Origin of the sequence: Mesorhizobium sp. M1169 (assembly GCF_040318345.1) — a bacterium.
In the GTDB taxonomy this organism is placed as follows: domain Bacteria; phylum Pseudomonadota; class Alphaproteobacteria; order Rhizobiales; family Rhizobiaceae; genus Mesorhizobium.
On the sequence record NZ_JAMYME010000044.1, the window covers coordinates 15991 to 41127 of the forward strand.

Sequence of the window (25137 nt, forward strand, 5' to 3'; positions counted from 1 at the left end):
AGGAGCGTTCGCGCCCCGCATCCGCCCTTCGGGCACCGTCTCCCCGTGAACGCGGAGAAGGAATAATGGCCAAGAAACCCGATCTGTTGCGCGACAACGAGCTGATCTACGGCCGGCTGCTGACGATCGACGAGCCGCACCTGATCCAGCGCTACAACAAGGCGATGGTCGCGTTCGGCTTGAAGCCGACCAAGTTGAAAAGCTTCGAGATCGACCGCACTGGCTTCTCGCCGCAGGTCGCCGAGGAATGCGGCGACTACAGCTACCTCGATCCGAACGAGGTCAACCGCCGCTTCATCATCCTGACGCCGTCGCAGATCGACCTGCCGGTGGTGCACACGGCGTTCTCCAACACCTCGCTGCTGATGTACGAGTTCATGTCCAAGAACCAGCGCGCCGTCGATGCGCTGACGATCAAGGACGTCATCTACGGCGAGATCGAGGATTCGGTCCCCAAGGTCGACGACATCGAGGACCTGCTGTCGATCAACCAGGTCGAGTTCAAGGTGCTGTCGGCCGAGGATGTGCTCGGCAAGGCCGCCGAGCTCGGCAAGCTGGTCGACCGGCTGAAGCAGGAGCCGGATGCCTGGCGCGACAACGCCATGCTGGCCCACATGGTCGAGCTGGCGAAGGTCTGCGGTGACATCCGCGAGAATGCGCTGGTGCCGGACCAGGTGATCTTCCGTCACAATGCCTATTGGACCAGCCATTTCGGCGGGCTCTATGTGTTCGTCGATCCCGACGTGACGACGGTGATCAGCGACCCCGCAGCGCCCGGTTTCCGCCGCTCGCGGCCGTGGCAGGTGAGTTACCTTTCGATCCACGATGCCGACAAGGTGTTCAAGTTCCTCGCCTCGACCGGCCGCATCGAGCTGCCGCGCGCCTCATGGATCGAAACCTCCGGTTATCTCGAGCATCGCGCCGAAATGGTGGTGCGCGCGCTGATCCGCGACGCCGATCCCGACCGCAATCTGACCGACATCGACAAGGTCTGGCTGCAGACCTGGATCCACGGCCATACCGATCTGATCACCAGGGACGGCAATTTTCCCTTCCTCAACGCCGCCAAGCGCGAGATCGCCCAGCTCGGCCATCTCAAGATCGAGGACGTGTTCCCGCAGCAGCGCTTCCTGGTCATCCGCGCCAAGCCGGACCATGCCGACGCCTGGCTGACCAACCAGCTGATCTCGGACTTCGTGCCGCAGGACTTCGTTTCGCGTTACGTCTTCAACAAGCCGGGCTTCTACAGGGACTATGAGGGCTTCAGCGACGCCTGGCGATCGCATGTTGTGGACGTTCTGAAAACCACATATCTGAAGGACAAGGTGGCGTTTCGCACGCGCCTCTACGGCTTGACTGACTGAGGGGTGACATCGCCATGCTTGATCCGATCGTGAGTTTCTTCACCCGGATTTTCCAGTGGATTGGCCGCGGCATCGGCCTGCTCATCGGCGCGATCCTGTGGCCGTTCCTGTGGGCGGGGCGCTGGTACACGCAACGCGGCTGGATCCTGAAGGCGGTGCTCGGCCTGGCTGTGCTCGTGCTGATCGGTCTCTATGTCAACTTCTTCTACGCCACCCAGTGGTGGAACAATTTCGACCCGAATTACGTCGACAAATACACGTTCGAAAAACGCAACAGCTCCGCCGGTGAACAGGTTTCCGCCGGCGCCGGCACCGACACGGCCAAGACCTGCGGAAATTCAGCCATTGCCCAGGTTGCGGCCGACCTGACCGACTTCAACGTCAACCAGAATGCCTGGGTGTCGTCGATGATTCTTTACAAGCTCGGCCTGTTCGGCATCGACTGGGATCACACGCCGTTCATGGACAACAAGGCTTCGTTCCAGCGCGGCATCAACCAGGCGGTGCGGCGCACGGCGACCGAGCTTGCCGATAATCTCGGCCGCGTCCGCACCACCTCGCAGATCGACGCCGACCTGCAGGATGCCCGCGGCAATCTGCAGTTCGACGAGGAAACCTGGTATTTCGGCTTGAACCCGTTCGGCCCCAAGACGCCGACGCCGAGCTACTATCGTGACGCGGTGCGCAAGCTGCGTTCCTTCAACGCCCGCCTCGCAGCCTGCCAGGCGACGTTCGATGCCCGCGCTGACAATCTCAAGCAGTATATCGACCGCATCTCGTCCGACATCGGTTCGACCTCGGCGATCCTCAAGGAGCGTGCCGAAAACCACAATAATGGCTGGTTCGACACTCGCGCCGACGACCGCTTCTGGTTCGCCTATGGCCAGCTCTATGCCTATTACGGGCTGATGAAGGGCGCACAGGCCGACTTCGAGGACGTCATCAAGGAAAAGCACCTGCAGAACCTGTGGGATACGATGGACGCGCAGTTCGTCTCGGCACTGCGCATCCAGCCCTTCATCATCGCCAATGGCCGCGAGGACGGCTGGCTGTTGCCGACACATCTGACGACGATGGGTTTTTACATACTCAGGGTGCGCTCGAACATGGTCGAGATCAGCAACGTGCTGACGCAGTAGCGGATCGTCCCGCACAGCCGGCGCTGGTGAATTTGCGCCGTTGCTTCTGTCGCTTTTCGCGTATTACGCGGCTGTTTTGAGACGGCGGAACCGCGCCTGCTCTGGCTTCTATACGGCGCGGCAACCGGCGCGAAAAGAACCTGTAGCAGGGCAGCCGGCCGCAGAGGCATTTTCTTCGTAGGAAACATAGTTGCATGAAAGTTGACGCCGCGGCAGCGACAGGGGTAGAACATGCCCGCGCCTGCAATGCCGGGCTATTCTTGCGACCACACTAGTCAAATCCGTCCAATTCAGAGGGAAGTCGTCCATGGCCGAAGTGAAGTCCGACATCGAGATCGCGCGCGGCGCCAGGAAGAAGCAGATCCAGGAGATCGGCCAGAAGATCGGCATTCCGAGCGAACATCTTCTGCCCTACGGCCACGACAAGGCGAAGATCTCGGCCGAGTTCATCAAGTCGGTGAAGGGCAACAAGGATGGCAAGCTGATCCTCGTCACCGCCATCAACCCGACACCGGCCGGCGAAGGCAAGACGACGACGACGGTGGGCTTGGGCGATGGCCTCAACCGCCTCGGCAAGAAGGCCATCGTCTGCATCCGTGAGGCTTCGCTCGGACCGAATTTCGGCGTCAAAGGCGGTGCCGCCGGCGGTGGCTACGCGCAGGTCGTGCCGATGGAGGACATGAACCTCCACTTCACCGGCGATTTCCACGCCATCACCACCGCCCATAATCTGCTGTCGGCGCTGATCGACAACCACATCTACTGGGGCAACGAGCTCGGCATCGACACCCGCCGCGTCGTCTGGCGCCGCGTCATGGACATGAACGACCGGTCGCTGCGCGAGATCATCTGTTCGCTCGGCGGCGTCGCCAACGGTTTCCCGCGCGAGGCCGGTTTCGACATCACAGTCGCCTCGGAAGTCATGGCCATCCTGTGCCTGTCGACCGACCTGAAGGATCTGGAAAAGCGCCTCGGCGACATCATCGTCGCCTATCGTCGCGACAAGTCGGCCGTCTATGCCCGCGACCTCAAGGCCGACGGCGCCATGGCCGTACTCTTGAAGGACGCCATGCAGCCCAATCTCGTGCAGACGCTGGAGAACAACCCGGCCTTCGTGCATGGCGGCCCCTTCGCCAACATCGCGCATGGCTGCAACTCCGTCGTTGCCACGACGACGGCGCTGAAGCTTGCCGACTACGTCGTCACCGAAGCCGGTTTCGGCGCCGATCTCGGTGCCGAAAAGTTCTTCGACATCAAATGCCGCAAGGCCGGCCTGAGGCCCGCCGCGGCGGTCATCGTCGCCACGGTTCGCGCCATGAAGATGAATGGCGGCGTCAAGAAGGAGGACCTCGGCAAGGAGAACGTCGAGGCGGTCAAGAAGGGATGTGCGAATCTCGGCCGCCACATCGAGAACATCCGCCAGTTCGGTGTGCCGGCTGTGGTCGCCATCAACCATTTCTACTCCGACACAGAGGCCGAGATCCAGGCGATGAAGGATTACGTCGCCTCGATGGGCGAAGAGGCGATCCTGTGCAAGCACTGGGCCCAGGGATCGGCCGGTATCGAGGAACTGGCCAAAAGAGTCGTGGCGTTGGCCGAATCCGGCGCGTCGCAATTTGCCCCGCTGTATCCCGACGCCATGCCGCTGTTCGAGAAGATCAACACCATCGTCCAGCGCATCTATCGCGGTTCCGAAGCGATCGCCGACAAATCGGTGCGCGACCAGCTCCACGCCTGGGAGCACGCCGGCTATGGTCATTTGCCGGTCTGCATGGCCAAGACGCAATATTCCTTCTCCACCGATCCGAATCTGCGCGGCGCGCCGACCGGCCACACCGTACCGGTGCGCGAGGTCAGACTGTCTGCCGGCGCCGGCTTCGTCGTCATCATCTGCGGCGAGGTGATGACCATGCCCGGCCTGCCCAAAGCGCCATCCTCGGAAAAGATCTTCCTGAACGAAATGGGCCAGATCGAAGGCCTGTTTTAGGGATAATCAACGCTTGAACGGCAAAGGGCGCCGCAACGCTGCGGCGCCCTTTTTTGGCGACTTCGCGACGAGCTCGTCCCTAAGCCGCGCTTCGCGCCAGCGCGCGCTGGTTGGAGGCATAGGGTGTGTCGTGCTGGGGTACCACGCCGGTCTTCAGACAATCGATCCACTCGGCGGTTTTGAGAACGGCCGCGAAGCGCGACTGCAATACGATCGTCACGACGCGATGAATTTCCTCCCCCGAAGCGTAGCCGGCGCTGTTGGCGTACGGCAACGACCCCGTTGCGTCCGACAGGAACTCGACCTCAAAACCCATATGCACGGCGTGGATGACCGTCGACAGATCGCAATTGTGAGTCATGTAGCCGATGACCGTGATCGTATCGATGGAGTTGGCGCGTAGCCACTCCTCGAGGTCCGTGCCGGTGAAGGCGCTGGGCAAGTTCTTTTCGATGTAGTGGTCGCGGTCTCGCCTGGCGATTTCCGGGTGCAACTCGGCGCCATGGCTGCCCTTGGCGAAGACCGGTGAGGTTTCCGGCGCCAACTGTTTGATGACCACCACCTTGACGCCTGCCTCGGTGGCCGCGTCCATCGCTCGCGCGACATTGACAACGCTGTCGCGGAAGGGCGGATGCTGGATGGCGAGGTTGCCGCCATCATAGTCGTTTTGAACATCGATGACGATGAGGGCGCGGCGTGGAGCTTTGCCTTTGGCTGGTTGCGACATGGGGTTTTCCTTTCCCGTTGGACATTGATGGGTGGACGATAAGCTCGGCACCGGATTGCAAAAAGTGTCCCGATTGACATTATTCGAAAGAATTGGGACAATCGGCCTCACCCGTTGCTGGAGCTCCCATGACCGATCCTGCCGTTGCCGCCATCGCCTTCGATGGCATCAGCCCGTTTCATCTCTCCGTGCCGTGTCTCGTGTTCGGCGCGGATCGCACGGAGCTCGGCCTGCCGCGCTTCGACTTCCGGGTCTGCGCGATTGAGGACGGGCCGATCCGCACCGATGCCGGGCTGACAATCAGCGTCCCGCACGGGCTTTCCGCGCTCGATGACGCCGACATCGTCATCGTGCCAAGCTGGAAGGATCTCGGGAGCTCGCCTCCAGCCGCATTGATCGACGCGTTGCTTGGCGCGCACGAGCGCGGCGCGCTGATCGTCGGACTGTGCTTGGGAACGTTCGCTGTTGCGGCGACCGGACTGCTTTCGGGGCGGCGAGCGGCGACCCACTGGGCCTACGCGGATCAACTGCAGGAACTCTATCCCGACATTCTCGTCGAACCGGAAGTGCTCTACATCGACAATGGCGATGTCGTGACATCCGCTGGCGTCGCCGCCGGGCTCGACTGCTGCCTGCACGTCGTACGGGCTCGTTACGGCGCGGAGGCGGCACTTCGCCTTGCCCGGCAGATCGTGCTTTCTCCGCACAGGCAGGGCGGGCAGGCGCAATTCATCGAACGTCCCATCGCCAGGACCGGCAATGCGGACCGCTTTACCCAGGCTCTCGAAGCGGTGCGAAAAACCCTGGGTGATCCGCACAGTCTGGACAGCGTTGCCGGTCTCGCTGGCCTCACCCGCCGGACGTTCACGCGCCGTTTCCAGAAAACGATCGGCACCAGTTTCGGCGACTGGCTGACCGACCAGCGCGTCCAGCTGGCGCAACGGCTGCTGGAAGCAACGGAAAAATCGATGGACACGGTTGCCTTCGAGGCCGGCTTCGGCAGCGCCACCTCGCTGCGCCAGCACTTCGCAGCGCGCCTCAGAACCTCGCCGGCGCAGTACCGGCGCGAATTCTCGAGGAGTGCTCAGGAGGAGCGCGTGGCGCACATGCCGAGGTGAAATTCGGCTCGCGCTCGATTCCAGGGCAATCGCTTCAGTGCCGACGTTGGACTGCCAGCTGGCCCGAGTCGGCTATCTTTTCTCTCGAAGCGATTGCCCTGCTCTCGATCCTGTCGTGCTTGAAAGGCTCTGCGTCATCTGTCATATATTAAAGCGACATATGACGCGAAGAAAGAGGCTCGCCGTGGCGATGGCATTGGAAAAGGCTGCGCCAGCAGCAAAAAACAATGAACTTCAGAAGGTGGCGAAATTGCTAGGCGGCAGCCGCATTCTGGCAAGGCGCCTCAGCAGCGCTTTGGATGCCCACGAGTTGCTTCTGCACGGCCTGCCGGCTTCAGCGCTGGACCATCTTATCGGGCAACTCGTCTTCATCCAGAAGACCGATTCGCTGGAGAAGGCCGTCGGCATGAGCCTGCGCACCTACCAGCGCCGCAAGGATGCTCCGTCCAAGCCTCTCAATCAGGACCAGAGCGGACGAACCTGGAAGTTCGCGGAGATCCTGTCGAAAGCTACCGACGTGTTCGGTTCGCAGGCGGAGGCAGAGCAATGGCTGGAGCGCCCGGCGATTGGGCTAGACCAGCGTCGTCCAATCGACCTTCTGGCGACGCCGGCGGGGATCGAGCTTGTAGAAGACTATCTGGAACGGCTTGAATATGGCGTTTATGCATGACGCCGCTGCCGGCGGCGCTTGGTGGCTCCGACCTCATCGGATGGCGCCTCGATCAAGCCGCGTTTGCGCCTACATGGGATAGTGGCGAGGGCGCATACAGGGTGGGCGGACGCTGGAACAGCAAGGGCGTGCGCGCCGTCTACTGCTCGATCGATCCGTCGACTGCGATCCTCGAGGTTGCGGTCCATAAGGGCTTCAGGGCGCTCGACACGATTGCGCATGTCATGACGGCAGCAATCGTCAGCGATGTCGCGGATGTGCATATCGTCGACCCCGCCGCCGTGCCCAACCCCAAGTGGTTGCGCCCTAGCATTCCGAGCTCCGGACAACAGGCGTTTGGCGACGATCTTCTGCAACGGCACCGGTTCGTGGTGATTCCGAGCGCCGTATCGCAGCGTAGCTGGAACCTGATCTTCGACGCGAGCCTCGCCAGAGGGGCATACGCCATGAAGACCCAGGAGGCGTTTGCGCTCGACACACGGTTGCATCCACCTCCGGCCAAGTGAAACAGCCGCCCATGTCCATCAGAACGAGGACGTGACCGGCGACAGAAGCACGGTGCTCAGCTGTTGCTGACTACGCGTGCCGGATTGCCGACCACCGTGGTGTTCGCCGCCACGTCGCGCGTCACCACAGCACCGGCGCCGACGATAGCGCCATCGCCGATCCTGACCCCGCCGAGGATGATGGCACTGCCGCCGATCCAAGCATTGTCGCCGATCTCGACCGGCCTGGCGATCTCCAGCCCTGCCCGTCGCCCGGCAGCCTCCTTGTGGTGCTCGGCGCAATAGATCTGCACATTGGGGCCGAGCAGCGTTCCCTTGCCGATGTGCACTGGCGCCGTATCGAGAATGATGCAGCCGGCATTGAGAAAAACGCGGTCGCCGAGAAAGATGTTGAAGCCATAGGCGCAGTGGAACTGCGCCTCGATCCGGGCGCCCTCGCCCGCAGCGCCGAGCAGCGTCCGCAATCCAGGCCCGATGTCGCGACGCTGCCGGGGCGGCAGGCTGTTGTGCTCGAACACCGCGTCTCGCGCCGTGATACGCAACGCCTCCAGTTCCGGATCGAGGCAGCAATACCACTCGCCCGCCGCCATTTTCGTGCGTTCGCTTTCGGCCATGGCCGCAACTCCAGTCTCAATCTTTGCCAAAGCACAAGTGCTGCAAATACGGAAGCGCCGGCGGCGACACCACCTCTGGTCAAATACCGGACCTATGGTAGCTTGCTCTCTCGGACCTGTCCCAAGCCGGCCATCGAGGGATCAATCATGCTGTACATTTTTGCACTCCTGATTGGCATCGTTGCCGGGCTTCGCGCCATGACCGCGCCCGCCGCCGTCGCCTGGGGCGCCTGGCTTGGCTGGTTGCCGGTCGCGGACACCTGGGCGAGCTTCATGGGCCACTGGATCGCCGTCGGCATCTTCACCATCCTGGCCATCGCCGAACTGGTCACCGACCAGCTGCCCTTGGCGCCGAGCCGCAAGGTGCCGCAGCAATTCGGCACGCGCATCGTCTTGGGCGCTTTCACCGGCGCGGTGATCGGCGCCACCGGCGGCGCCACCATCGGCGGCCTGATCGCCGGCGCCATCGGCGCGGTGATCGGCACGCTGGGCGGTGCCGAGGCGCGCAAGCGCCTGGCCGCCGCCTTCGGCAAGGACCCGCCGGCCGCCTTCATCGAGGACGCGGTGGCGATCGTCGGCGGGCTTCTGATCGCGGCGGCGGCATGACGGCAAAGACATTCGACGCCATTATCGTCGGTGCCGGGCAGGCCGGCCCACCGCTCGCCGGCCGGCTGAATGCGGCCGGCATGAGCGTGGCGCTGATCGAGCGAAAGCTGGTCGGCGGCACTTGCGTCAACACCGGCTGCACGCCGACCAAAACGATGGTGGCAAGCGCCTATGCCGCGCATCTCGCCCGCTCCGCCGCGGATTACGGGGTGACGCTGTCCGGTCCCGTCGGCGTAAACTACAAGGCGATCAAGGCGCGCAAGGACAAGGTCTCCAACGACGCCCGCGGCAATCTCGAAGACTGGATTGCCGGCATGGACAAATGCACGCTCTATCGCGGCCATGCGCGCTTCGTAAGCGCCAACACGGTGCGCGTCGGCGACGATCTGCTGAGCGCCGAAAAGATATTCCTCAACACCGGCGGGCGCGCCTCGGTGCCCGACCTGCCCGGCGTCCACGATATTTCGTATTTGACCAATTCGTCGATGATGGATCTCGACGTGCTGCCGCGCCATCTCATCGTTGTCGGCGGCAGCTATGTCTCGCTCGAATTCGCGCAGATGTTCCGCCGCTTCGGTTCCGAAGTCACGGTCATCGAAAAAAGCCCGCGTCTGATCGGTCGCGAGGACGAGGATGTCTCGGACGCCATTTTGTCGATCCTCGAAAACGAAGCCATTGCCGTCCATCTCGGCGCCGACGACATCCGCTTCGCCAGGCGAGGCAACGAAATCGCCGTGACCTTCTCGCCAGGCAAGGCGGCTGCGGTCGGCTCGCATGTGCTGCTGGCGCTCGGCCGCACGCCAAACACCGACGATCTCGGCCTCGACAAAGCCGGCGTCGAGGTCGACAAACGCGGCTTCATCGTCGTCGACGACCAGTTGCGCACCAGCGTGCCCGGCATCTGGGCGATGGGCGACTGCAACGGCAAGGGCGCCTTCACCCACACCTCGTACAACGATTACGAGATCGTCGCCGCCAACCTGCTCGACAACGATCCGCGCAAGGTCAGCGACCGCATCGAGGCCTATGCGCTCTATATCGACCCACCACTCGGCCGCTGCGGCATGACCGAAGCCGCGGTAAGGAAATCCGGCCGCCGCGCCCTGGTCGGCCAGCGGCCAATGACCCGCGTCAGCCGTGCAGTCGAAAAAGGTGAGACGCAAGGCTTCATGAAGATCCTGGTCGATGCCGACACCAGGGAGATCCTCGGTTGTTCGGTGCTCGGCCCGGGCGGCGACGAGGCGGTGCACTGCGTGCTCGACCTGATGTATGCCAAGGCGCCGGTCAGCACGCTGGCGCGCGCCGTGCACATCCACCCGAACGTCTCGGAGCTTCTGCCGACCATCGCCCAGGAACTCAAGCCGCTGGTGTGACGGCCGGGTAGAATCTTGCGCCCATAGCGGCAGCGGCTGGACCAATCGACAGCCCAGCGGCAAAAGGGCATGTGTTCCGCCTCTTCTCCCGGAGGCATCCCATGCAGAAGTCCATCGAACGCGTCGCCGGCGACAGCGAAGGCGTTTCCTACGAATTCCCCGTCTTCCGCTTCGCCGGAACGGACAAGACGGCGCCTTCCGCCTATCTGCAGGCCGCACTTCATGCCGGCGAATTGCCGGGTGTCGTCGCCATCGACACGCTGATGCCGATGCTCAGCAAGGCGGAAGCCGAAGGCCGCATCACCGGCAACATGACCATCGTGCCCTGGGCCAATCCGATCGGCCGCGCGCAATATCTCTACGGCGACCATCAGGGCCGCTTCCATCTGGGCACGCGCACCAATTTCAACCGTGGCTTTCCGCGGCTCGCCGCGCCCGACCTCACGCTGCTGCCGGCGCACGGCACGGTCGACCAGCGGCTGAAGACGCGGCTGCTGCAGCTCTCCATTGGCCACGACATCGTGCTCGACCTGCATTGCGACGATGAAGGCCTCGCCTATCTCTACGTCCACACCAGCCTGTGGCCGGCCATGGCGGATTGTGCAGCGGCCATGGGCGTCGGTGCGGTGATGCTGTGGGACGAAGATCCCGACGGCACCTTCGAAGGCGCTTCGATCATGCCGTATCAGAACGTCCCGGCCGACGTCGCGCGCCTCGACCGGCGCGTCGCCGCCACCGTCGAATATCGCGGCATACTCGATGTCGACGGCGCCCTCGCCGGCGCCGATGCCGAAGGGCTCTATCGGCTGCTGGTGGCGCGCGGCGTAATCCAGGATCAGGCGCTGCCCGCGCCTGGCAGCTTCGTTGGGCTCGTCGCGCCGCTCGAAAACATCGAGATGATGCCGGCGCCCCGCTCGGGCGCGATCCTCTACGACGTGAAGCCGGGCGACCGCGTTACCAAGGGTGCGCGCCTTGCCACCATCGTCCACGCGCCCGGCGAGCCCGACGGCCGCACGGAAGTGTTGGCGCCGCAGGCGGGCCTCATCCTGACGCGGCGTTCCCGCCGCATCATTCGCGCCGGCGAAGACCTCTTGAAGCTGGTCGGCGACGGGACGAGCGCCGATGCAAGGTCGGGAACGCTGGAGGACTGACGCACCCCGCCAGGCTACCCCGAAATCGCCTGTCGCGCCTTGGCCTCCAGCCATTCGGCCATCTGCCGGTACGGCACCGGACCATGGCTCACGCGGGCGACGCCGAGTTCGGCAAGGCGCGGCGGCACATGCGCCAGGGCAACGCAGAGTCTAGGCAGGACTGCCGGTCTTGGCCATGTGCCATGGGTTGCGAAAGCGGCAGCCACCCCACAGACTTTCAAACCTGTTGCGCATACCGCTTTTCGCGGCTATGGATTTCGCCATGAATATGCGTTCGATCAAGACCATTTGGTGGTGGGCTCGCTGACAGCGGCCTGTTCGAACGCGTTCGCGTGACAATAGAGGGTGGCCGCAGCGGAATGTCCGGGCGGCCATTTGTTTTTTCAAGCCATTCCCGGGTCCGTTGCCCCAAAGACGCTGATGGAGACGGCAATGACGACGAAAATTCTGGAGAATGGCGCCGAGCGCTTTGTCACGGCGGGTGGCGTGGCGATTACCCGCCAGCGCCATGACCGGCCTTACGAGGGGGCGATCGACGGCTATGTCGATGGCCTGAATTCGCGCCGCGGCGCCGTGTTTTCCTCGAATTACGAATATCCCGGCCGCTATACGCGCTGGGACACCGCCATCATCGATCCGCCGGTGGTGATCTCGGCACACGGCCGCGCCATGCGCATCGAGGCGCTGAACCGCCGCGGCGAGGTGCTTTTGCCGGTGATCGGCAAGGCGCTTGCCGGTCTTGACGACGTAACGATCGCGGAGACAACGCAGAAACTCATCCGCCTCGAGGTCGCCAAGCCCGGCCGTGTCTTCACCGAGGAGGAACGCAGCCGCGTACCCTCCGTCTTCACCGTGCTGCGCGCCATCACGGCTTTGTTCAAGACCGAGGAAGACGCCAATCTCGGCCTCTATGGCGCCTTCGGCTACGACCTCGCCTTCCAGTTCGATCCGGTCGACTACAAGCTCGAGCGCAAGCCAAGCCAGCGCGATCTCGTGCTGTTCCTGCCCGACGAGATCCTCGTCGTCGACCACTATTCGACCAAGGCCTGGACCGACCGCTACGACTATTCCGGCGATGGCTTCTCGACCGAAGGCCTGCCGCGCGACGAAATCGTCGAGCCGTTCAGGACCGCTGACCGCATCCCGCCGCGCGGCGACCACGAGCCCGGCGAATATGCCAAGCTGGTACGCAAGGCGATGAAGAGCTTCGAGCGCGGCGACCTGTTCGAAGTGGTGCCGGGGCAGATGTTCTACGAACGCTGCGAAACCCAGCCCTCCGAGATTTCCCGCAAGCTGAAGAGCATCAACCCTTCGCCCTATTCCTTCTTCATCAATCTCGGCGAGGGCGAATATCTGATCGGCGCCTCGCCGGAAATGTTCGTGCGCGTCAACGGCCGCCGCGTCGAGACCTGCCCGATCTCCGGTACCATCAAGCGCGGTGACGACGCCATCTCCGACAGCGAGCAGATCCTGAAGCTGCTCAATTCGAAGAAGGACGAATCCGAACTCACCATGTGCTCGGACGTCGACCGCAACGACAAGTCGAGGGTCTGCGAGCCGGGCTCGGTGCGCGTCATCGGCCGCCGCCAGATCGAAATGTACTCCCGCCTGATCCACACCGTCGACCACATCGAGGGGCGGCTGCGCGAAGGCATGGACGCCTTCGACGCCTTTCTGTCGCATGCCTGGGCGGTCACCGTCACCGGCGCGCCGAAATTATGGGCCATGCGGTTCATTGAGCAGAACGAGAAGAGCCCGCGCGCCTGGTATGGCGGGGCGATCGGCATGGTCAATTTCAATGGTGACATGAACACCGGCCTGACGCTTCGCACCATTCGCATCAAGGACGGCATCGCCGAGGTGCGCGCCGGCGCTACGTTGCTCTTCGACAGCATTCCCGAGGAAGAAGAAGCCGAAACCGAACTGAAGGCATCCGCCATGCTCTCCGCCATCCGCGACGCCAAATCAGGCAATGCCGCCAGCACCGAACGCAGCACCGCGCGTGTCGGCGACGGCGTCAACATCCTGCTGGTCGACCACGAGGACTCCTTCGTCCATACGCTCGCCAACTATTTCCGCCAGACCGGCGCCAACGTCTCGACGGTGCGCACGCCGGTGCCGGACGAGATCTTCGACCGGCTGAAGCCAAACCTGGTCGTGCTGTCGCCCGGCCCCGGCACACCGAAGGACTTCGACTGCGCCGCCACCATCAAGCGGGCCCGTGCGCGCGACCTGCCGATCTTCGGCGTCTGCCTCGGGCTGCAGGCGCTGGCCGAGGCCTATGGCGGCGAGCTGCGCCAATTGCACATCCCGATGCACGGCAAGCCGTCGCGCATCCGCGTGTCGAAGCCGGGCATCATCTTCTCCGGCCTGCCCAAGGAGGTGACGGTCGGCCGCTATCATTCGATCTTTGCCGATCCGGTGCGGCTGCCCGATGATTTTGTCGTCACCGCCGAGACCGAGGACGGCATCATCATGGCCTTCGAGCACCGCAAGGAGCCGATCGCCGCAGTGCAGTTCCACCCGGAATCGATCATGACGCTCGGCCACAATGCCGGCATGCGCATCATCGAGAACATCGTCGCGCACTTGCCGCGCAAGGCCAAGGAAAAGGCCGCTTAATTCGAGGGCTCAGTGTTGGGATCTTTTCCCCAGTGACCGCGGCAGAAATCAAAGCCGCCGCCAGGCAGAAGGTCGCCAGCCTCGCCTTCTGGTCGATCGTCGTCGCCTGCGTCGTGCTCGGCCTGAAGCTGGTGGCCTGGTACGTCACCGGTTCGGTCGCGCTTTATTCGGACGCGCTGGAATCGATCGTCAACGTCATTGCCTCTGCCGCCGCCTATTGGGCGATCCAGGTCAGCTACAAGCCAGCCGATCAGGACCATCCGTTCGGCCACCACAAGGCCGAGTATTTCTCGGCCGTCCTCGAAGGCGTGCTGATCGTGCTTGCCGCCTTGCTGATCCTCAATGAAGTCTGGTGGTCCTGGCAGCATCCCGCCCTGCTGGAACAGCCATGGACCGGCCTTGCCGTCAATGGCGTCGCAACGGTCATCAACGCCGTCTGGGCCTTGACGCTGATCCGCACCGGCCGAAGCGAAAAATCGCCGGCTCTCGTCGCCGACGGCAGGCACATCATGACCGACGTGGCGACCTCGGTCGGTGTGTTCATCGGCCTGGTCGGCGCCGTACTGACCGGCTGGCAGGTTCTCGATCCGGCTCTTGCGGTGATCGTGGCGCTGAACATCCTGTGGCAGGGCTGGCACGTCATCGGCTCGTCGATGAACGGGCTGATGGACCGCGCCGTCGACACCCAGGAACATATCCGCATACGCGACATCATCTCGGCCAATTGCAAGGGCGCGCTCGAGGTCCACGACCTGAAGACGCGCATCGCCGGCCGCGCCACCTTCATCGAGTTCCACCTGGTCGTCGACGCCGACATGTCGGTCGGCGCCAGCCACGTCATCTGCGACCGCATCGAAGACGCGCTGCAGGCCGAAATCCCTTCCGTGCGGGTCATCATCCATGTCGAACCCGACGACGAAGCGAAACTGCCCAAAGGCACGACAGCCGTGCCGTTCGCGTGAGGCGATAGCGGGACGCCGCCATCCAAAACCTTGAGGTCGGCGGGACAGCACCCCCTCTGTCCCGCCGGCATCGCGTCTCTGAACTGCTACAGCCCGCAGGCAGCCTGCGGCATCGGCTCCAGCCGGTAGACCTTGTCGTCGGAGCTGGTGTCGCCTTCCGCCACTTTCGAGCACAGATCGATGATCGGCAGGCCGCTGTTCGGGTTGGCCAGCATCATCGTGCCGTTGGCGCCGCGGCGAAGGAAGACCTCCCTTTGCGCGATGTCACAGGACGCAGCACCCGTCTTCGCGCTCGCCGCGCAGCGCCACTGGTCGCCCTCGCCCTGACAATTATAGACCTGCGTGACCTTGGCCGATTTCTGCCGCGTGGTAACCGAAACGGCGATATCGGCGCCGCTTGGCCAATTGGCCGGATCGCCCTCTTTGGCGAAAGACGCCAGCTCGACCGCTCCGCGGAAAACCCTGATCGACTGGGTCAGCTGGTCGGGATGCGAGCCGAGATGCGCGGCGTCGTAGTCGCGTCCGTAGCAGAAGGGCTGGTCCGGCTTCAGCCGCTCGCGCAATGGCGGGCCAAGTGCCGGGTCGATCGGGTCGATGCGCGCGAACTCCGCCTTGCAGGTCGCGGCCGGCATCGGGTCGAGCCTGAAGCCGGTATCGTCCTTGCCCAGCGCCTGCCTTTCGTACTCCGCCTTGCCGAGCTCGTCTTCCGAGCCGGCGTCGAGATAGAGGTCGGGCTGCACGTCCGAGACGATCAGCCGGCCTTTGTCGTCGACCTTCAGCGAAGCCATGGTGCGGTCGCAGTCCATGCCGCAACGGATCGGGCCGGTCTTGCCGTCCTCCGACTCATGACTGCACCAGCCTCCAAGCCATTCAGGCGCCTTGGCGCCGCGCACCGTCGTCGCCATGAAGCCATTGTAGGAGGAATCGACGCCGGTGCTTGGCTCCTCGTTCGGCCGGCTGACCGGATCGCGGCCGTAATAGAAGAAGATGCGCGTCACCTTCTGCTGCGGATGCGACTTGAGATGCGCGGCGTCATAGACGCGGCCGAAGCAGGCGTCCTTGCCGTCGGGGCTGAGCTCGGTGAGTTTGAGCCTGTCATCGGCGAAAGCAGAGCCGGCGACGGCAGCAAGCAAGGCAACCCCAACTCCGGCGCCCATCACGATCCTTGATATCATGCTGGCTCCCCCTGCCCCGACAAGACGTCGCTTCAATTTATGCTAGGATCGAGGCCGAGGCCACGCAATTTGCGCCGGCCGGATAAATGGAGATAAAGCCATGCGACGCCGCGATATTTTCCGCGTCGGTCTTGCCGGGGCCGCCGGGCTTTTCGGGCTGCGCCCCACCAAGGCGGTAGCCATTGAAGTCAAGGCCGTCGAAGAGGAAAGGCAAAAGGTCGCCTATCACCTCAGCGATCTCGACAAGGTCAATTTCGTGCTCGGCAACATCAAGAACCACTTCGAAGGCACCGACGGCAAGGTCGACATCGCGCTTGTCGTGCACGGCCCGGCACTTGCCGCCTTCAAGTCGAAGGGCATATCGGCCGCCATTTCCGGGCGGTTCGCCGGCCTTGTCCAGGATGGGCTCAGCCCGCACGCCTGCGCCAACACCATGCACGGCATGGATATCGGCCTGGCCGACCTGCTCGACGGCTTCCATGCAGCCGACAGGGGCGGCGTCGTCAAGCTCGCCGAATTGCAACGCCAGGGCTACGCCTATCTCAGGCCATAGGGCAATTCCAGGAAAAGCGTGAAACGGTTTTCCGTCCGGAATTGCGTCAAGACAAAGAGGGAGCGGTTCGCCGTTTCCGTGAAACGGTGAACCGCTCTAGACTTTTACGGACTTGAACGCGAGGACTGCGAAGGCTTACGAAGAGCAGGCAGAGTCCCCGGAGGAATAGACGTGCCAGCCACCACCACCCTTGTCAGCCCCTCTCTGGTCATCCCCGACCTTGCCGGAAAGGCGGTCCTGGTCACCGGCGCCTCGACCGGCATCGGCGCGGCGCTTGCACTTGCCTATGCCGCGCAGAAATGCCGCGTCGCGCTGCATTACAATTCGAGCCGCGCGGCTGCCGAAAACCTGGCCGCGACCATTCGCAACGGCGGCGGCGACGTGTTCCTCGCCCAGGGCGATTTCTCGATCCCCGCCGATGTCGAGCGCGTCGTCGAGGACAGTGCGCAACATTTCGGCCGGCTCGACGGCCTCGTCAACAATGCCGGCGGCATGCTCGGCCGCGTGGCCTATGCCGAGCAGACCGAGGCGCATTACGACGCGGTGATGGACCTCAACGCGCGTTCCGTGCTGACAGCTTCGCGCAAGGCAATCCCATGGCTGAAGCGGCAGGGTGGCTTCATCGTCAACACCTCCTCGATCGCCGCGCGCAACGGCGCCGGTGGCGGCGCCGGCCTTTACGGCTCGGCCAAGGCCTTCGTCTCCAACGTCACGCGCGGCATGGCCAAGGAGCTGATCGGGTTCAACATCCGCGTCAACGCGGTGGCGCCCGGCACGATCGCGACACCTTTCCACGAGCGCTACTCGACCGACGACCAGATGAAGGGCATGATCGCCACCATCCCGCAGGGCCGCGCCGGCACCGCCGAGGACTGCGTTGGCGCCTATCTGTTCCTCTCCTCCGATCTGTTGAGCGGCTACATCACCGGCCAGGTGATCGAGGTGAATGGCGGGCAGTTGATGCCGTAGACGGCGAACTGCATACTCCTGGTTGCGTCATCTCAACGGAGCAAAGCGAATGTACGGACTGATCGGCAAGATGCGGGCGATGCGCGGCCAGCGTGACGCAATGATGGATATCCTGCTCGCCAGCACCGGCGCCATGCCCGGCTGCCTGAACTACATCATCGCCACCGACCCGGCCGATGCCGACGCGATCTGGGTGACCGAAGTGTGGACCGACGCCGAAAGCCACAAGGCTTCGCTGCAGCTGCCCGAAGTCCAGGCGGCAATCGCCAAGGCACGGCCGATCATCGCCGGCTTCGAGTTCCAGGTGGAGACGCATCCTGTTGGCGGGTTCGGGTTGCCGGCGGTGAAGGCGGGATAGAGGGAGAGGCCTATGGGACAGCGCCCCCTCTGGCCTGCCGGCCATCTCCCCCTCAAGTGGGGAGATTGGCAGCTTCGCCGACAGCGCTCTTTTTTGGAGATTGGCGAAGGCCGACGTGACATCCAATCTCCCCACTAGAGGGGGAGATGTCCGGCAGGACAGAGGGGGGCGCGAAGGATCGCTGCGGATGGTTGGTGCCATTACCACCCAAGCCCTTTTCCGCGCAAAAAGGGTTCGCATTTTTTCGCGACCGGTCTAAGAGCCCATCTATGGATTCCTCCCCGAACCCGCCGGCCATCGAGCACCTGGCGCGGATCCACAAGGCCTGGCAGTGGCCGGTCCTGGTGGTGGTCTCGGTGCTGTTTGCCGGCGCGCTGGAACTCGCAGCCCTGCCCGCCGCGCTCTTGATCGGACCGATGCTGGCGGCCATAGCTGCCGGCACCAACGGCGCCACGGTGCGTGTGCCGCGGGTTCTGTTCGGCTCAGCCCAGGCGGTCGTCGGCTGCCTGGTCGCCAGTTCCATCTCGGCCGATATCTTTCCCGTCTTCTACAGGGAATGGCCGCTGTTCCTTGGCGTCGTGATGGCGACGGTCGCGGCATCCAGCCTGCTCGGCTGGCTGATCAGCCGCTGGCGCATCCTGCCCGGCACCACCGCGGTCTGGGGCTCGTCGCCGGGCGCCGCCACCGCCATGGTGCTTATGGCCGGTGCCTTCGGCGCCGACCAGCGCCTCGTCGCCTTTATGCTGTATCTGCGCGTCATCTGCGTCTCGATGACGGCAGCCCTGGTGGCCAAGCTCTGGGTCGACACCTCGGGCATCGAGGTGCCGGGCATCGTCTGGTTTCCGCCGATAGACCCGCAAGGCTTGGCCGCAACATTCGGCGTGGCGCTGGTTGGCGGCCTCGCCGGAAAGCTTTTCCGGCTGCCGTCGCCGTTATTCCTCGGCACCTTCATTTTCGGCACCGTGATCCATCTCGGGCTCGGCGTGACCATGCAGTTGCCGCCCTGGCTGCTTGCCTTGAGCTATACGATGATCGGCTGGAGCATCGGCCTGAATTTCACCAGGGCCATTCTGCGCCACGCGGCCCGCGCGCTGCCGCAGATCGTCGGCTCGATCATTGCCCTGATCGTCTTTTGCGGCGGCCTCGCCTTCCTGATCAGCCGCCTGCTCGGCATCGATCCGCTGACCGCCTATCTGGCAACCAGCCCCGGCGGCATGGACAGCGTCGCCATCATCGCCGCCGCCGCACAGCATGTCGACATCTCCTTCGTCATGGCGCTGCAATCGGCACGCTTCCTGATCGTGCTTCTGGTCGGCCCAAGCGTGGCGCGGCTGGTGGCGAGAAGCCTCAAACCATAGCAGCTCGCCTCTCCCTGATTGGTAGCCTTTTCTTGAAACCGGTCGCACTTTGCTGTCGCCGACCGTATCGGGCCAGCACCCGCACGAGCTCAAAAAATAACTTGACTCAAATACTCAGATTTGAGAGCCCCTTCCGTCAATGTACGGAAGAGTGGAGACGAGTTGATGCGGAAACGGACGATGACATGGCTCCTGGGGTTATCACTGCCGGGCAGCGTTGCCCTGCTCGGCCTGTCCGGGCCGGCTCACGCTCAGGACCAGGGCGGCGTCACGGTTCTCAACAAGATCGAGGTCGATGCCGAGAGCGACGAGATCCTCGTGCAGGACGGCTATGTCGCCAAGAAGGACCGCATCGGCACCAAGACCGACACGCCGATGGTCAAGGTTCCACAAGCCGTTTCGGTTGTGACGCAAAAGCAGATCGAGGACCAGAAGCCACGCACGCTGAACGAATCGCTCGGCTATGTCGCAAGCGCCAATCCCAACAGCTTCGGCTTCGACACCCGCTACGACGCCTTCTTCCTGCGCGGCTTCCAGGCCTTTTACAACGGCATGTTCCGCGACGGGCTGCGCCAGTACAACGGCCCCTCGGCCTGGTTCAAGACCGAGCCCTACGGCATCGAGGGCGTCACCATCCTGAAGGGTCCGGCCTCCTCGCTTTACGGCATCAGCGGTCCGGGCGGCATCGTCAATCTGGTCACCAAGCGCCCCAAGGAAGAACAGTTCCGCGAAATCGAAATGCTGCTAGGCGAACACAATCGCTTCCAGGCCGCACTCGACGCTTCCGGCCCGGTGAACGACGACGGCAGCATTCTCTACCGCTTCACCAGCCTCGGCCGCACCAGCGACACCGACCTGCCCGGTTATCCCGACGACAAGATCTATCTGGCGCCGGCCGTCACCTTCAAGCCGGACGAGGATACCAGGCTGACCATCCTCGGCGAATATTCGAAATCCGTCACCGGCGGCACCGCTGCCTTCTACAATTCAGGCGGCGCTCTGACGAACCTCTACGAGGGCGATCCCGCCTGGAACGACTTCGACCAGACCCAGGGCCGTATCGGTTACGAGTTCGAGCACCGTTTCAACGACGTGCTGACCGTCCGGCAGAACCTTCGCTACAGCGCCGTCGACAGCGACATCGAGTACAGCGGCCATTACCCGGACGGCCCGGATCTGAAACGCTACTGGGGCCACTACACCGAGACCATGAAGAACTTCGTCGTCGACGACATGGCGCAGTTCGAATTCGATACCGGCCAGGTCAGGCACACGGCGGTAGCCGGCATCGATTACGCCTGGTCGAACTACGACGCCGGCAGCGGTATCTCCTATGTCTCCGTCGACGACATCAAGGCCGCTCCGGTTCCTTACTCTGGCGGGCAGGAGATGAACCAGCTCGGCGCCTATCTGCATGACCAGATGGAGTGGAACGATTTCACCCTGTTCGCCAGCGGTCGCTACGACTGGGCCGACACCACCTCGACCGCCGCCGACTTCACCAGGTCCAAGCAGGACGACAGTGCCCTTTCCGGGCGGCTCGGCCTGTCCTATCAGACCGAATGGGGCATCACGCCCTATGTCAACTATTCGACGTCGTTCTCGCCCAATATCGGCTTCGTCTATGACGATGTCAGCAGCCCCATCGGTCGTGTCGCCCGTCCGACCATCGCGACGCAAAAGGAAATCGGCGTCAAATACGAGTTTGCCGATTACAACGCCGCCGTCAGCGCCGCTCTGTTCGACATCGACCAGGAGGATGGCGTCGTCTTCGACGCCTCGACCGGGATCAACAAGCAGCGCCAGCTCGACCTGAACTCGCGCGGCGTCGAACTGGAAGCCAGCGCCTCGCTCGACAACGGCCTCAGCATACTCGCCTCCTACACCTATCTGCGCGTGAAAATCGAACGCGGCGCCACGGGAACCGCAGGCAAGGAACTGTCGGCGACGCCAAATCACATCCTGGCGCTCTGGGGGCAGTACCAGTTCGAGGACGGCACGCTGCAGGGGCTCGGGCTGGGCAGCGGCGTTCGCGTTGCCGGCTCGAGCTATGGCGACGACACCAACACCTTCAAGAACGACGCGCGCGCCTTCGTCGACGCCTCGCTCTCCTACGATTTCGGCTACCGCAACCCCAAGCTCGAGGGCGTGAAGCTGCAGGTCAACGCCAAGAACCTGTTCGACACTCAAAAACCCATCTGCTCGGCCGGCTATTGCTACCGCGACGAGGGCCGCTCGCTGTTCGCCAGCCTGCGCTACCGCTTCTGATGTCGATCGCCGTTTCCAGCCGGGCATCGACGCCTGTCGCGATCGTCCTGGCGATCGGCGGGCTCTACGTCGCGCAGAGCGTGATCGGCGGCATCACCTGGGCGGGCCTGCCGGCGGTGATGCGCGACCAGGGCCTGCCGCTCGACCGGATCGGCCTGGTTTCGCTGATCGCGCTGCCCTGGGCGCTCAAGTTTCTATGGGCGCCGGCCGTCGAGCGCTATCGGCTGCCGCCGGTCGGCAAGAACCGCACCGGCACGATCGTCGCCGCCGGTGGACTTGCGTCCATCGCCGGGCTGTGGGCCGTCGGCGCGCTCGGCCCGGAGGCCTGGTGGCCGGTCCTGGCCTGCCTGACCATCGTCGCCTTCGCCGCCTCGACGGTCGACATTGCCTGCGATGGTTTCGCCGTGCAGAGCCTGGCCAGGGAAAACCACGGTTGGGGCAATGCCGCGCAGGTCGGCGGCGCCTATCTCGGCTCGGCCATCGGCGCCGGCCTGTTTCTGCTTCTGGTCGACGCTTATGGCTGGCGCATCGCCGTTTGGGCGATGGCCTTGCTGCTCCTGCCGCTCGGCCTCCCCTTCCTGCTCGGCGCGGCCGGCCGCGCGCGCGAGGAGACGCGCGAGCATGTTCCCAGCCTCCTCGACGCGTTGAAGCGTCCCGAAATTCGGCGCGGCCTGGCAGCGTCGGCCACCTATGTCCTGGCCCAGAAGGCGGCACTCGCCATGCTCGGACCATTCCTGATCGACGCCGGGCTCGACCTCTCGATGGTCGGACTTGTCAACGGCGTCGGCAGCATGTTCGTCGGCCTGGCTGCCGCACTCGCCGGCGGCGCTCTCGTCAAATGGTTCGGCCCGCGCAACGTGCTCGTCCTGGCGCTTTTCCTGCAGGCCGGATCGCTGTTCTTCTTTTCGGTCTTCGATTTTCTCGGCGGCTTCTCGACCACCGCTTTGATGGCCATCGCGGTGCTCAGCTCGTCCGGCTTCATGGCTCTCGGTTTCGTCGCGCTTTACGCGCAGTTCATGCGCTGGTCAGATCCAAGACAGGCGGGCGTCGACTTCACGCTGTTCCAGTGCATGGACGCACTGATGAGCATGGCCGGCGGGATCGCGGCCGGCTACGCCGCGCAGTATTTCGGCTATGGCGCGTTCTTCGCCGGCGCCGGCCTCGTCGCGCTGCTGGCCGCCCCGGCGATCGCCTTCGTATCCGACCGCCGCTGACCGCGGAGCATCGTCGCGCGCTATTCTTCGCCGCCGTCCGCCGCTTGCGTCCCGTGGCGCCAGTAGGCGGTGACCAGATGCCGGTCGCGCGGCACGCCCCATTCCTTGCGGACGATCCTGCGGATCTCGCGGAAATCGCCGAACTCGCATCCGGCCCAGACATAGAGATTGTCGATAAGGGCGGTGCGGTTCCGCTGCTGCAGCACCCCCGGTAACAGCCTGGCTGTACCGGCCTCGCGCCCATGCCGATAGAGCCAGGTGACGGCAACGGCCTCGCCCGCGGCCAGCGGCATCCGATCGTCGGGACCATCGACCTCGATGAACGCTTCGGCGCGGGTTGACGGCGAAAGCTGCTCTAGGATCCTGCCGATCGCCGGAAGCGCGGTGTCGTCGCCGAGCAGCAGCAGGTTTTGCGCCTCGGGCACGCCGCCTCCGCCCGGTCCGATCATGCCGATGATCTCGCCGGCAACTGCCTTTTCGGCGAAAGCGGCCGCCGGCGTATCCATACCGGGGTGGAGGACGAAATCGACATCCAGCCAGCCGCTTGCGGCGTCCAGCGCCCGGATCGTGTAGACCCGCACGACGAGCGCGTCCTCGCCCGACGGCCAGACCATCAGGCCGTCGGCGCCCATCGACGGCCACACCGGCAGCCTGCCGCGCGGCGGCAGCAGCAGCCGCACATGCAGGCCGCCACGGCCAAAGCGGCCGAGATCGTTGCCGGTGAAGCGGACGCGCTGCATATGCGGAGAAATCCGCGTCGAGGACAGCACCGTGATCTCGCGGAAGAACACCGGCGTGCCAGCATCGCTGCCGTCGCCCTGCCAAGCGATGCCCCTGGTCGTGCCGAGATGTTGCGAGAAATGGCCGGCGACCGCCATCTTCATGTAGGACAGGCAGGTTTCATCCTCGGCCGCGACGCGGATCAGCACGTTGTCGTCACCGAGCGCCGCTTTCAACGAGCCGTAGTGCGTGCGAAATTCCCAATGATCGGCAAGGCCGGTATCGATCTCGGATTCGCCATGCTCGGCGCGCAGCCTGTCCATCACCGACCGGATGGCGGCACCGCTGATCCGGGTTTGCGCACTCAATTGCTCCATCGCTAAGCCTTTCGATGCCGTTGAATTCGAGATCGCCCTGGACGTCGGCGCCTTTGCGGCATGCCACAGCCGGCCTGGCGTTTCCACTAAAAGATGATAAACATAGTCATGTTTTTGGCATCAAGCCAATGAGTCCCGCGCGAGCAACGGCGGCCGTGGCGGCGAGGTGGCCTAAAGGGCCCTCAAAATATCCTTCAGCTGATCACCAGGCTGGAGATGCGGTTGCCGTCCACGGTGAATGCCATGTCGCCCTCGCCGTTGAAGCCGTTGCCTGTGACAGCGATGCGCACCTTGTAGGTATCGCCCGCCGGTTCGATACGAATGATGCTAAGTTTGGACTGCACGCCGATATTGTCCGACTGGTTCCAGCGCGCAATCTGCTCGCGGCCCTTGAAGGACCGGCCCCAGTCGCTCAGGAAGGCATCGGGCGTGAACGTCTCGAGGAAAGCTTTGGTGTCGCCGGCGTTGGTAGCTTCGACAAAGCGGCGGATGGCATCGGGCGTGGTCATTTCCTTCCTCCAGGTGGCCTAATCCAGCCGGTGCATCAGGTCGTCGTCCAGCCAGCGAGCGAAGAAATAGACCAGTTGCTTGTGCCACCACGGCCAGTCATGGGCGGCATCGCCGCCCCAGTAGTCGACCCAGGCCGGAATCGACTTGTCACGCAGGATCTGTTCCAGCGCCTGCGTATCGGCCAGCATCCGTTCCTCCCAGGCACCCTGCCCGCAGCAGAAGATCAGCCGCAGCGCCTTCAGCCTGCCAAGCAGCCCCGGATCGACGATACCCGGCAGGTAGTCGAGCGGCGAGTTGAAGAAAATCTGTCCGTCGAGCGCATTGCCGAAGAAATCGTGGGTCGAGTAAACCCCCGACAGCGCGATGACGCCGCTGGCCAGTTCCGGAAAGCGGAAGACGAAATTCGACGAATGGTAGCCGCCCATCGAGCAGCCGCAAAACAGCGGCTTCAGCGTACGCCCGCCATTGGCCTCGGCTGCGACAGACAGGAGTTCCGGCAGCGCCTCCTCGCGCACATAGCGGAAATACGCTTCATGCCGGGCGATGCGATGGGCCGGCTCGGCATGGCGGTCGAAGAAGGATTCCGCATCGATGCCGTCCAGCGTGAACAACTGGATGCGACCGGTGTCGACGAACTCGGCGAGAGCCGAAACCGCGCCGGAATCCTCGAACTGGTAGAACCGCCCTTGCGAAGTCGGGAACACAACCACGGGTCGGCCGGCATGGCCGTAGCGCTTGTATTCCATGTCGCGGCCGAGGTTGCGGCCAAAACCCTTGTGGTAGGAAACGTCCATCG

At 63.8% G+C, this 25137-nt stretch carries 24 protein-coding genes; 17 read left to right on the forward strand and 7 right to left on the reverse strand.

Going from position 1 to position 25137, the window contains the following annotated elements; genetic code table 11:
- The first annotated feature begins 65 nt into the window (after positions 1–65).
- The 3 genes from NKH41_RS28635 to NKH41_RS28645 all read left to right on the forward strand — a co-directional run bounded on the left by NKH41_RS28635 (position 66) and on the right by NKH41_RS28645 (position 4490).
- Entirely contained in the window at positions 66–1364 is a 1299-nt protein-coding gene (locus tag NKH41_RS28635; RefSeq protein ID WP_352770899.1) for a DUF6638 family protein, read from the forward strand.
- 14 nt (positions 1365–1378) lie between these two features.
- Positions 1379–2503 (forward strand): DUF2333 family protein, encoded by a 1125-nt coding sequence (locus NKH41_RS28640; protein ID WP_352450540.1) that lies wholly within the window; start codon positions 1379–1381, stop codon positions 2501–2503.
- A 307-nt stretch (positions 2504–2810) separates the two neighbouring features.
- Positions 2811–4490: a formate--tetrahydrofolate ligase gene (locus NKH41_RS28645; RefSeq protein ID WP_023679514.1), complete on the forward strand. Its 1680-nt coding sequence runs from the start codon at positions 2811–2813 to the stop codon at positions 4488–4490.
- Positions 4491–4569: 79 nt separating this feature from the next.
- Here the strand turns inward: NKH41_RS28645 and NKH41_RS28650 are convergent, their stop codons facing one another.
- Positions 4570–5217, reverse strand: coding sequence for a cysteine hydrolase family protein (locus NKH41_RS28650; RefSeq protein ID WP_352540986.1), 648 nt, complete (start codon positions 5215–5217; stop codon positions 4570–4572).
- 128 nt (positions 5218–5345) lie between these two features.
- Between NKH41_RS28650 and NKH41_RS28655 the strand changes: the two genes are divergently transcribed.
- The 3 genes from NKH41_RS28655 (at position 5346) to NKH41_RS28665 (ending at position 7511) form a co-directional block, all read left to right on the forward strand.
- A complete protein-coding gene (locus NKH41_RS28655; protein WP_352770897.1) occupies positions 5346–6335 on the forward strand; it encodes a helix-turn-helix domain-containing protein in 990 nt (329 codons plus the stop codon).
- A 190-nt stretch (positions 6336–6525) separates the two neighbouring features.
- Complete coding sequence (gene parS / locus NKH41_RS28660) at positions 6526–7005, forward strand: type II RES/Xre toxin-antitoxin system antitoxin (RefSeq protein ID WP_502895705.1); 480 nt, start codon at positions 6526–6528, stop codon at positions 7003–7005.
- Complete coding sequence (locus NKH41_RS28665) at positions 7002–7511, forward strand: RES family NAD+ phosphorylase (protein WP_352770894.1); 510 nt, start codon at positions 7002–7004, stop codon at positions 7509–7511. Before parS ends, NKH41_RS28665 begins: the two co-directional genes overlap by 4 nt.
- Positions 7512–7567: 56 nt before the next feature.
- Here NKH41_RS28665 and NKH41_RS28670 read toward each other — a convergent pair whose 3' ends face one another.
- The gene (locus NKH41_RS28670; protein ID WP_352770892.1) at positions 7568–8125 is read right to left on the reverse strand and encodes a sugar O-acetyltransferase; all 558 of its coding nucleotides are present in this window, start codon (positions 8123–8125) and stop codon (positions 7568–7570) included.
- A gap of 147 nt (positions 8126–8272) precedes the next feature.
- On the opposite strand from NKH41_RS28670, the gene NKH41_RS28675 reads away from it, so the two are divergent.
- From NKH41_RS28675 to NKH41_RS28685, 3 genes are all read left to right on the forward strand, one after another.
- Positions 8273–8731 (forward strand): DUF4126 domain-containing protein, encoded by a 459-nt coding sequence (locus NKH41_RS28675; RefSeq protein ID WP_352770890.1) that lies wholly within the window; start codon positions 8273–8275, stop codon positions 8729–8731.
- Complete coding sequence (locus NKH41_RS28680; protein ID WP_352770888.1) at positions 8728–10104, forward strand: FAD-containing oxidoreductase; 1377 nt, start codon at positions 8728–8730, stop codon at positions 10102–10104. The genes NKH41_RS28675 and NKH41_RS28680 overlap by 4 nt, the downstream gene beginning before the upstream one ends.
- Positions 10105–10205: 101 nt before the next feature.
- On the forward strand, positions 10206–11255 hold the full coding sequence (locus NKH41_RS28685; RefSeq protein WP_352770887.1) for a M14 family metallopeptidase: 1050 nt from the start codon (positions 10206–10208) through the stop codon (positions 11253–11255).
- Positions 11256–11269: 14 nt separating this feature from the next.
- On the opposite strand, the gene NKH41_RS28690 is transcribed toward NKH41_RS28685, so the two are convergent.
- Positions 11270–11461, reverse strand: coding sequence for a hypothetical protein (locus tag NKH41_RS28690; RefSeq protein WP_352770885.1), 192 nt, complete (start codon positions 11459–11461; stop codon positions 11270–11272).
- 226 nt (positions 11462–11687) lie between these two features.
- On the opposite strand from NKH41_RS28690, the gene NKH41_RS28695 reads away from it, so the two are divergent.
- Both NKH41_RS28695 and NKH41_RS28700 read left to right on the forward strand, forming a co-directional pair.
- Positions 11688–13877 (forward strand): anthranilate synthase, encoded by a 2190-nt coding sequence (locus NKH41_RS28695; RefSeq protein ID WP_352770883.1) that lies wholly within the window; start codon positions 11688–11690, stop codon positions 13875–13877.
- 32 nt (positions 13878–13909) lie between these two features.
- Complete coding sequence (locus NKH41_RS28700) at positions 13910–14839, forward strand: cation diffusion facilitator family transporter (protein WP_502895031.1); 930 nt, start codon at positions 13910–13912, stop codon at positions 14837–14839.
- Positions 14840–14925: 86 nt separating this feature from the next.
- On the opposite strand, the gene NKH41_RS28705 is transcribed toward NKH41_RS28700, so the two are convergent.
- Positions 14926–16014 carry a hypothetical protein gene (locus NKH41_RS28705; RefSeq protein WP_352770882.1) on the reverse strand — a complete coding sequence of 363 codons (1089 nt, stop codon included), beginning with the start codon at positions 16012–16014 and terminating at the stop codon, positions 14926–14928.
- 100 nt (positions 16015–16114) lie between these two features.
- Here NKH41_RS28705 and NKH41_RS28710 point away from each other — a divergent pair, with 100 nt between their 5' ends.
- The 6 genes from NKH41_RS28710 to NKH41_RS28735 all read left to right on the forward strand — a co-directional run bounded on the left by NKH41_RS28710 (position 16115) and on the right by NKH41_RS28735 (position 22734).
- Positions 16115–16567 carry a DsrE family protein gene (locus NKH41_RS28710; protein WP_352770880.1) on the forward strand — a complete coding sequence of 151 codons (453 nt, stop codon included), beginning with the start codon at positions 16115–16117 and terminating at the stop codon, positions 16565–16567.
- A gap of 171 nt (positions 16568–16738) precedes the next feature.
- Complete coding sequence (locus NKH41_RS28715; protein WP_352450552.1) at positions 16739–17536, forward strand: SDR family NAD(P)-dependent oxidoreductase; 798 nt, start codon at positions 16739–16741, stop codon at positions 17534–17536.
- Between the two features lie 49 nt (positions 17537–17585).
- On the forward strand, positions 17586–17894 hold the full coding sequence (locus NKH41_RS28720; RefSeq protein ID WP_352450553.1) for a putative quinol monooxygenase: 309 nt from the start codon (positions 17586–17588) through the stop codon (positions 17892–17894).
- A gap of 269 nt (positions 17895–18163) precedes the next feature.
- Positions 18164–19252, forward strand: coding sequence for an AbrB family transcriptional regulator (locus tag NKH41_RS28725; protein WP_352540978.1), 1089 nt, complete (start codon positions 18164–18166; stop codon positions 19250–19252).
- Between the two features lie 180 nt (positions 19253–19432).
- The gene (locus tag NKH41_RS28730; RefSeq protein WP_352770878.1) at positions 19433–21520 is read left to right on the forward strand and encodes a TonB-dependent siderophore receptor; all 2088 of its coding nucleotides are present in this window, start codon (positions 19433–19435) and stop codon (positions 21518–21520) included.
- Positions 21520–22734 carry an MFS transporter gene (locus tag NKH41_RS28735; protein ID WP_352770876.1) on the forward strand — a complete coding sequence of 405 codons (1215 nt, stop codon included), beginning with the start codon at positions 21520–21522 and terminating at the stop codon, positions 22732–22734. The genes NKH41_RS28730 and NKH41_RS28735 overlap by 1 nt, the downstream gene beginning before the upstream one ends.
- A 20-nt stretch (positions 22735–22754) precedes the next feature.
- Here NKH41_RS28735 and NKH41_RS28740 read toward each other — a convergent pair whose 3' ends face one another.
- The 3 genes from NKH41_RS28740 to NKH41_RS28750 all read right to left on the reverse strand — a co-directional run bounded on the left by NKH41_RS28740 (position 22755) and on the right by NKH41_RS28750 (position 25135).
- Positions 22755–23831, reverse strand: coding sequence for a siderophore-interacting protein (locus tag NKH41_RS28740; protein ID WP_352770874.1), 1077 nt, complete (start codon positions 23829–23831; stop codon positions 22755–22757).
- Positions 23832–24025: 194 nt separating this feature from the next.
- The gene (locus NKH41_RS28745) at positions 24026–24340 is read right to left on the reverse strand and encodes a nuclear transport factor 2 family protein (protein WP_352770872.1); all 315 of its coding nucleotides are present in this window, start codon (positions 24338–24340) and stop codon (positions 24026–24028) included.
- Between the two features lie 18 nt (positions 24341–24358).
- On the reverse strand, positions 24359–25135 hold the full coding sequence (locus NKH41_RS28750; protein ID WP_352770870.1) for an esterase family protein: 777 nt from the start codon (positions 25133–25135) through the stop codon (positions 24359–24361).
- Between the last annotated feature and the right edge of the window lie 2 nt (positions 25136–25137).

Excerpts from the sequence above, each read along its gene's own strand:
- NKH41_RS28670 (WP_352770892.1), bottom strand. The coding sequence starts at position 8,125 with ATGGCCGAAAGCGAACGCACGAAAATGGCGGCGGGCGAGTGGTATTGC.
- NKH41_RS28735 (WP_352770876.1), top strand. The coding sequence starts at position 21,520 with ATGTCGATCGCCGTTTCCAGCCGGGCATCGACGCCTGTCGCGATCGTC.
- NKH41_RS28745 (WP_352770872.1), bottom strand. The coding sequence starts at position 24,340 with ATGACCACGCCCGATGCCATCCGCCGCTTTGTCGAAGCTACCAACGCC.
- NKH41_RS28685 (WP_352770887.1), top strand. The coding sequence starts at position 10,206 with ATGCAGAAGTCCATCGAACGCGTCGCCGGCGACAGCGAAGGCGTTTCC.
- NKH41_RS28725 (WP_352540978.1), top strand. The coding sequence starts at position 18,164 with ATGGATTCCTCCCCGAACCCGCCGGCCATCGAGCACCTGGCGCGGATC.
- NKH41_RS28675 (WP_352770890.1), top strand. The coding sequence starts at position 8,273 with ATGCTGTACATTTTTGCACTCCTGATTGGCATCGTTGCCGGGCTTCGC.
- NKH41_RS28640 (WP_352450540.1), top strand. The coding sequence starts at position 1,379 with ATGCTTGATCCGATCGTGAGTTTCTTCACCCGGATTTTCCAGTGGATT.
- NKH41_RS28680 (WP_352770888.1), top strand. The coding sequence starts at position 8,728 with ATGACGGCAAAGACATTCGACGCCATTATCGTCGGTGCCGGGCAGGCC.
- NKH41_RS28665 (WP_352770894.1), top strand. The coding sequence starts at position 7,002 with ATGACGCCGCTGCCGGCGGCGCTTGGTGGCTCCGACCTCATCGGATGG.
- NKH41_RS28645 (WP_023679514.1), top strand. The coding sequence starts at position 2,811 with ATGGCCGAAGTGAAGTCCGACATCGAGATCGCGCGCGGCGCCAGGAAG.
- NKH41_RS28635 (WP_352770899.1), top strand. The coding sequence starts at position 66 with ATGGCCAAGAAACCCGATCTGTTGCGCGACAACGAGCTGATCTACGGC.
- parS (WP_502895705.1), top strand. The coding sequence starts at position 6,526 with ATGGCATTGGAAAAGGCTGCGCCAGCAGCAAAAAACAATGAACTTCAG.
- NKH41_RS28740 (WP_352770874.1), bottom strand. The coding sequence starts at position 23,831 with ATGGAGCAATTGAGTGCGCAAACCCGGATCAGCGGTGCCGCCATCCGG.
- NKH41_RS28710 (WP_352770880.1), top strand. The coding sequence starts at position 16,115 with ATGCGACGCCGCGATATTTTCCGCGTCGGTCTTGCCGGGGCCGCCGGG.
- NKH41_RS28750 (WP_352770870.1), bottom strand. The coding sequence starts at position 25,135 with ATGGACGTTTCCTACCACAAGGGTTTTGGCCGCAACCTCGGCCGCGAC.
- NKH41_RS28655 (WP_352770897.1), top strand. The coding sequence starts at position 5,346 with ATGACCGATCCTGCCGTTGCCGCCATCGCCTTCGATGGCATCAGCCCG.
- NKH41_RS28730 (WP_352770878.1), top strand. The coding sequence starts at position 19,433 with ATGACATGGCTCCTGGGGTTATCACTGCCGGGCAGCGTTGCCCTGCTC.
- NKH41_RS28720 (WP_352450553.1), top strand. The coding sequence starts at position 17,586 with ATGTACGGACTGATCGGCAAGATGCGGGCGATGCGCGGCCAGCGTGAC.
- NKH41_RS28705 (WP_352770882.1), bottom strand. The coding sequence starts at position 16,014 with ATGATATCAAGGATCGTGATGGGCGCCGGAGTTGGGGTTGCCTTGCTT.
- NKH41_RS28650 (WP_352540986.1), bottom strand. The coding sequence starts at position 5,217 with ATGTCGCAACCAGCCAAAGGCAAAGCTCCACGCCGCGCCCTCATCGTC.
- NKH41_RS28695 (WP_352770883.1), top strand. The coding sequence starts at position 11,688 with ATGACGACGAAAATTCTGGAGAATGGCGCCGAGCGCTTTGTCACGGCG.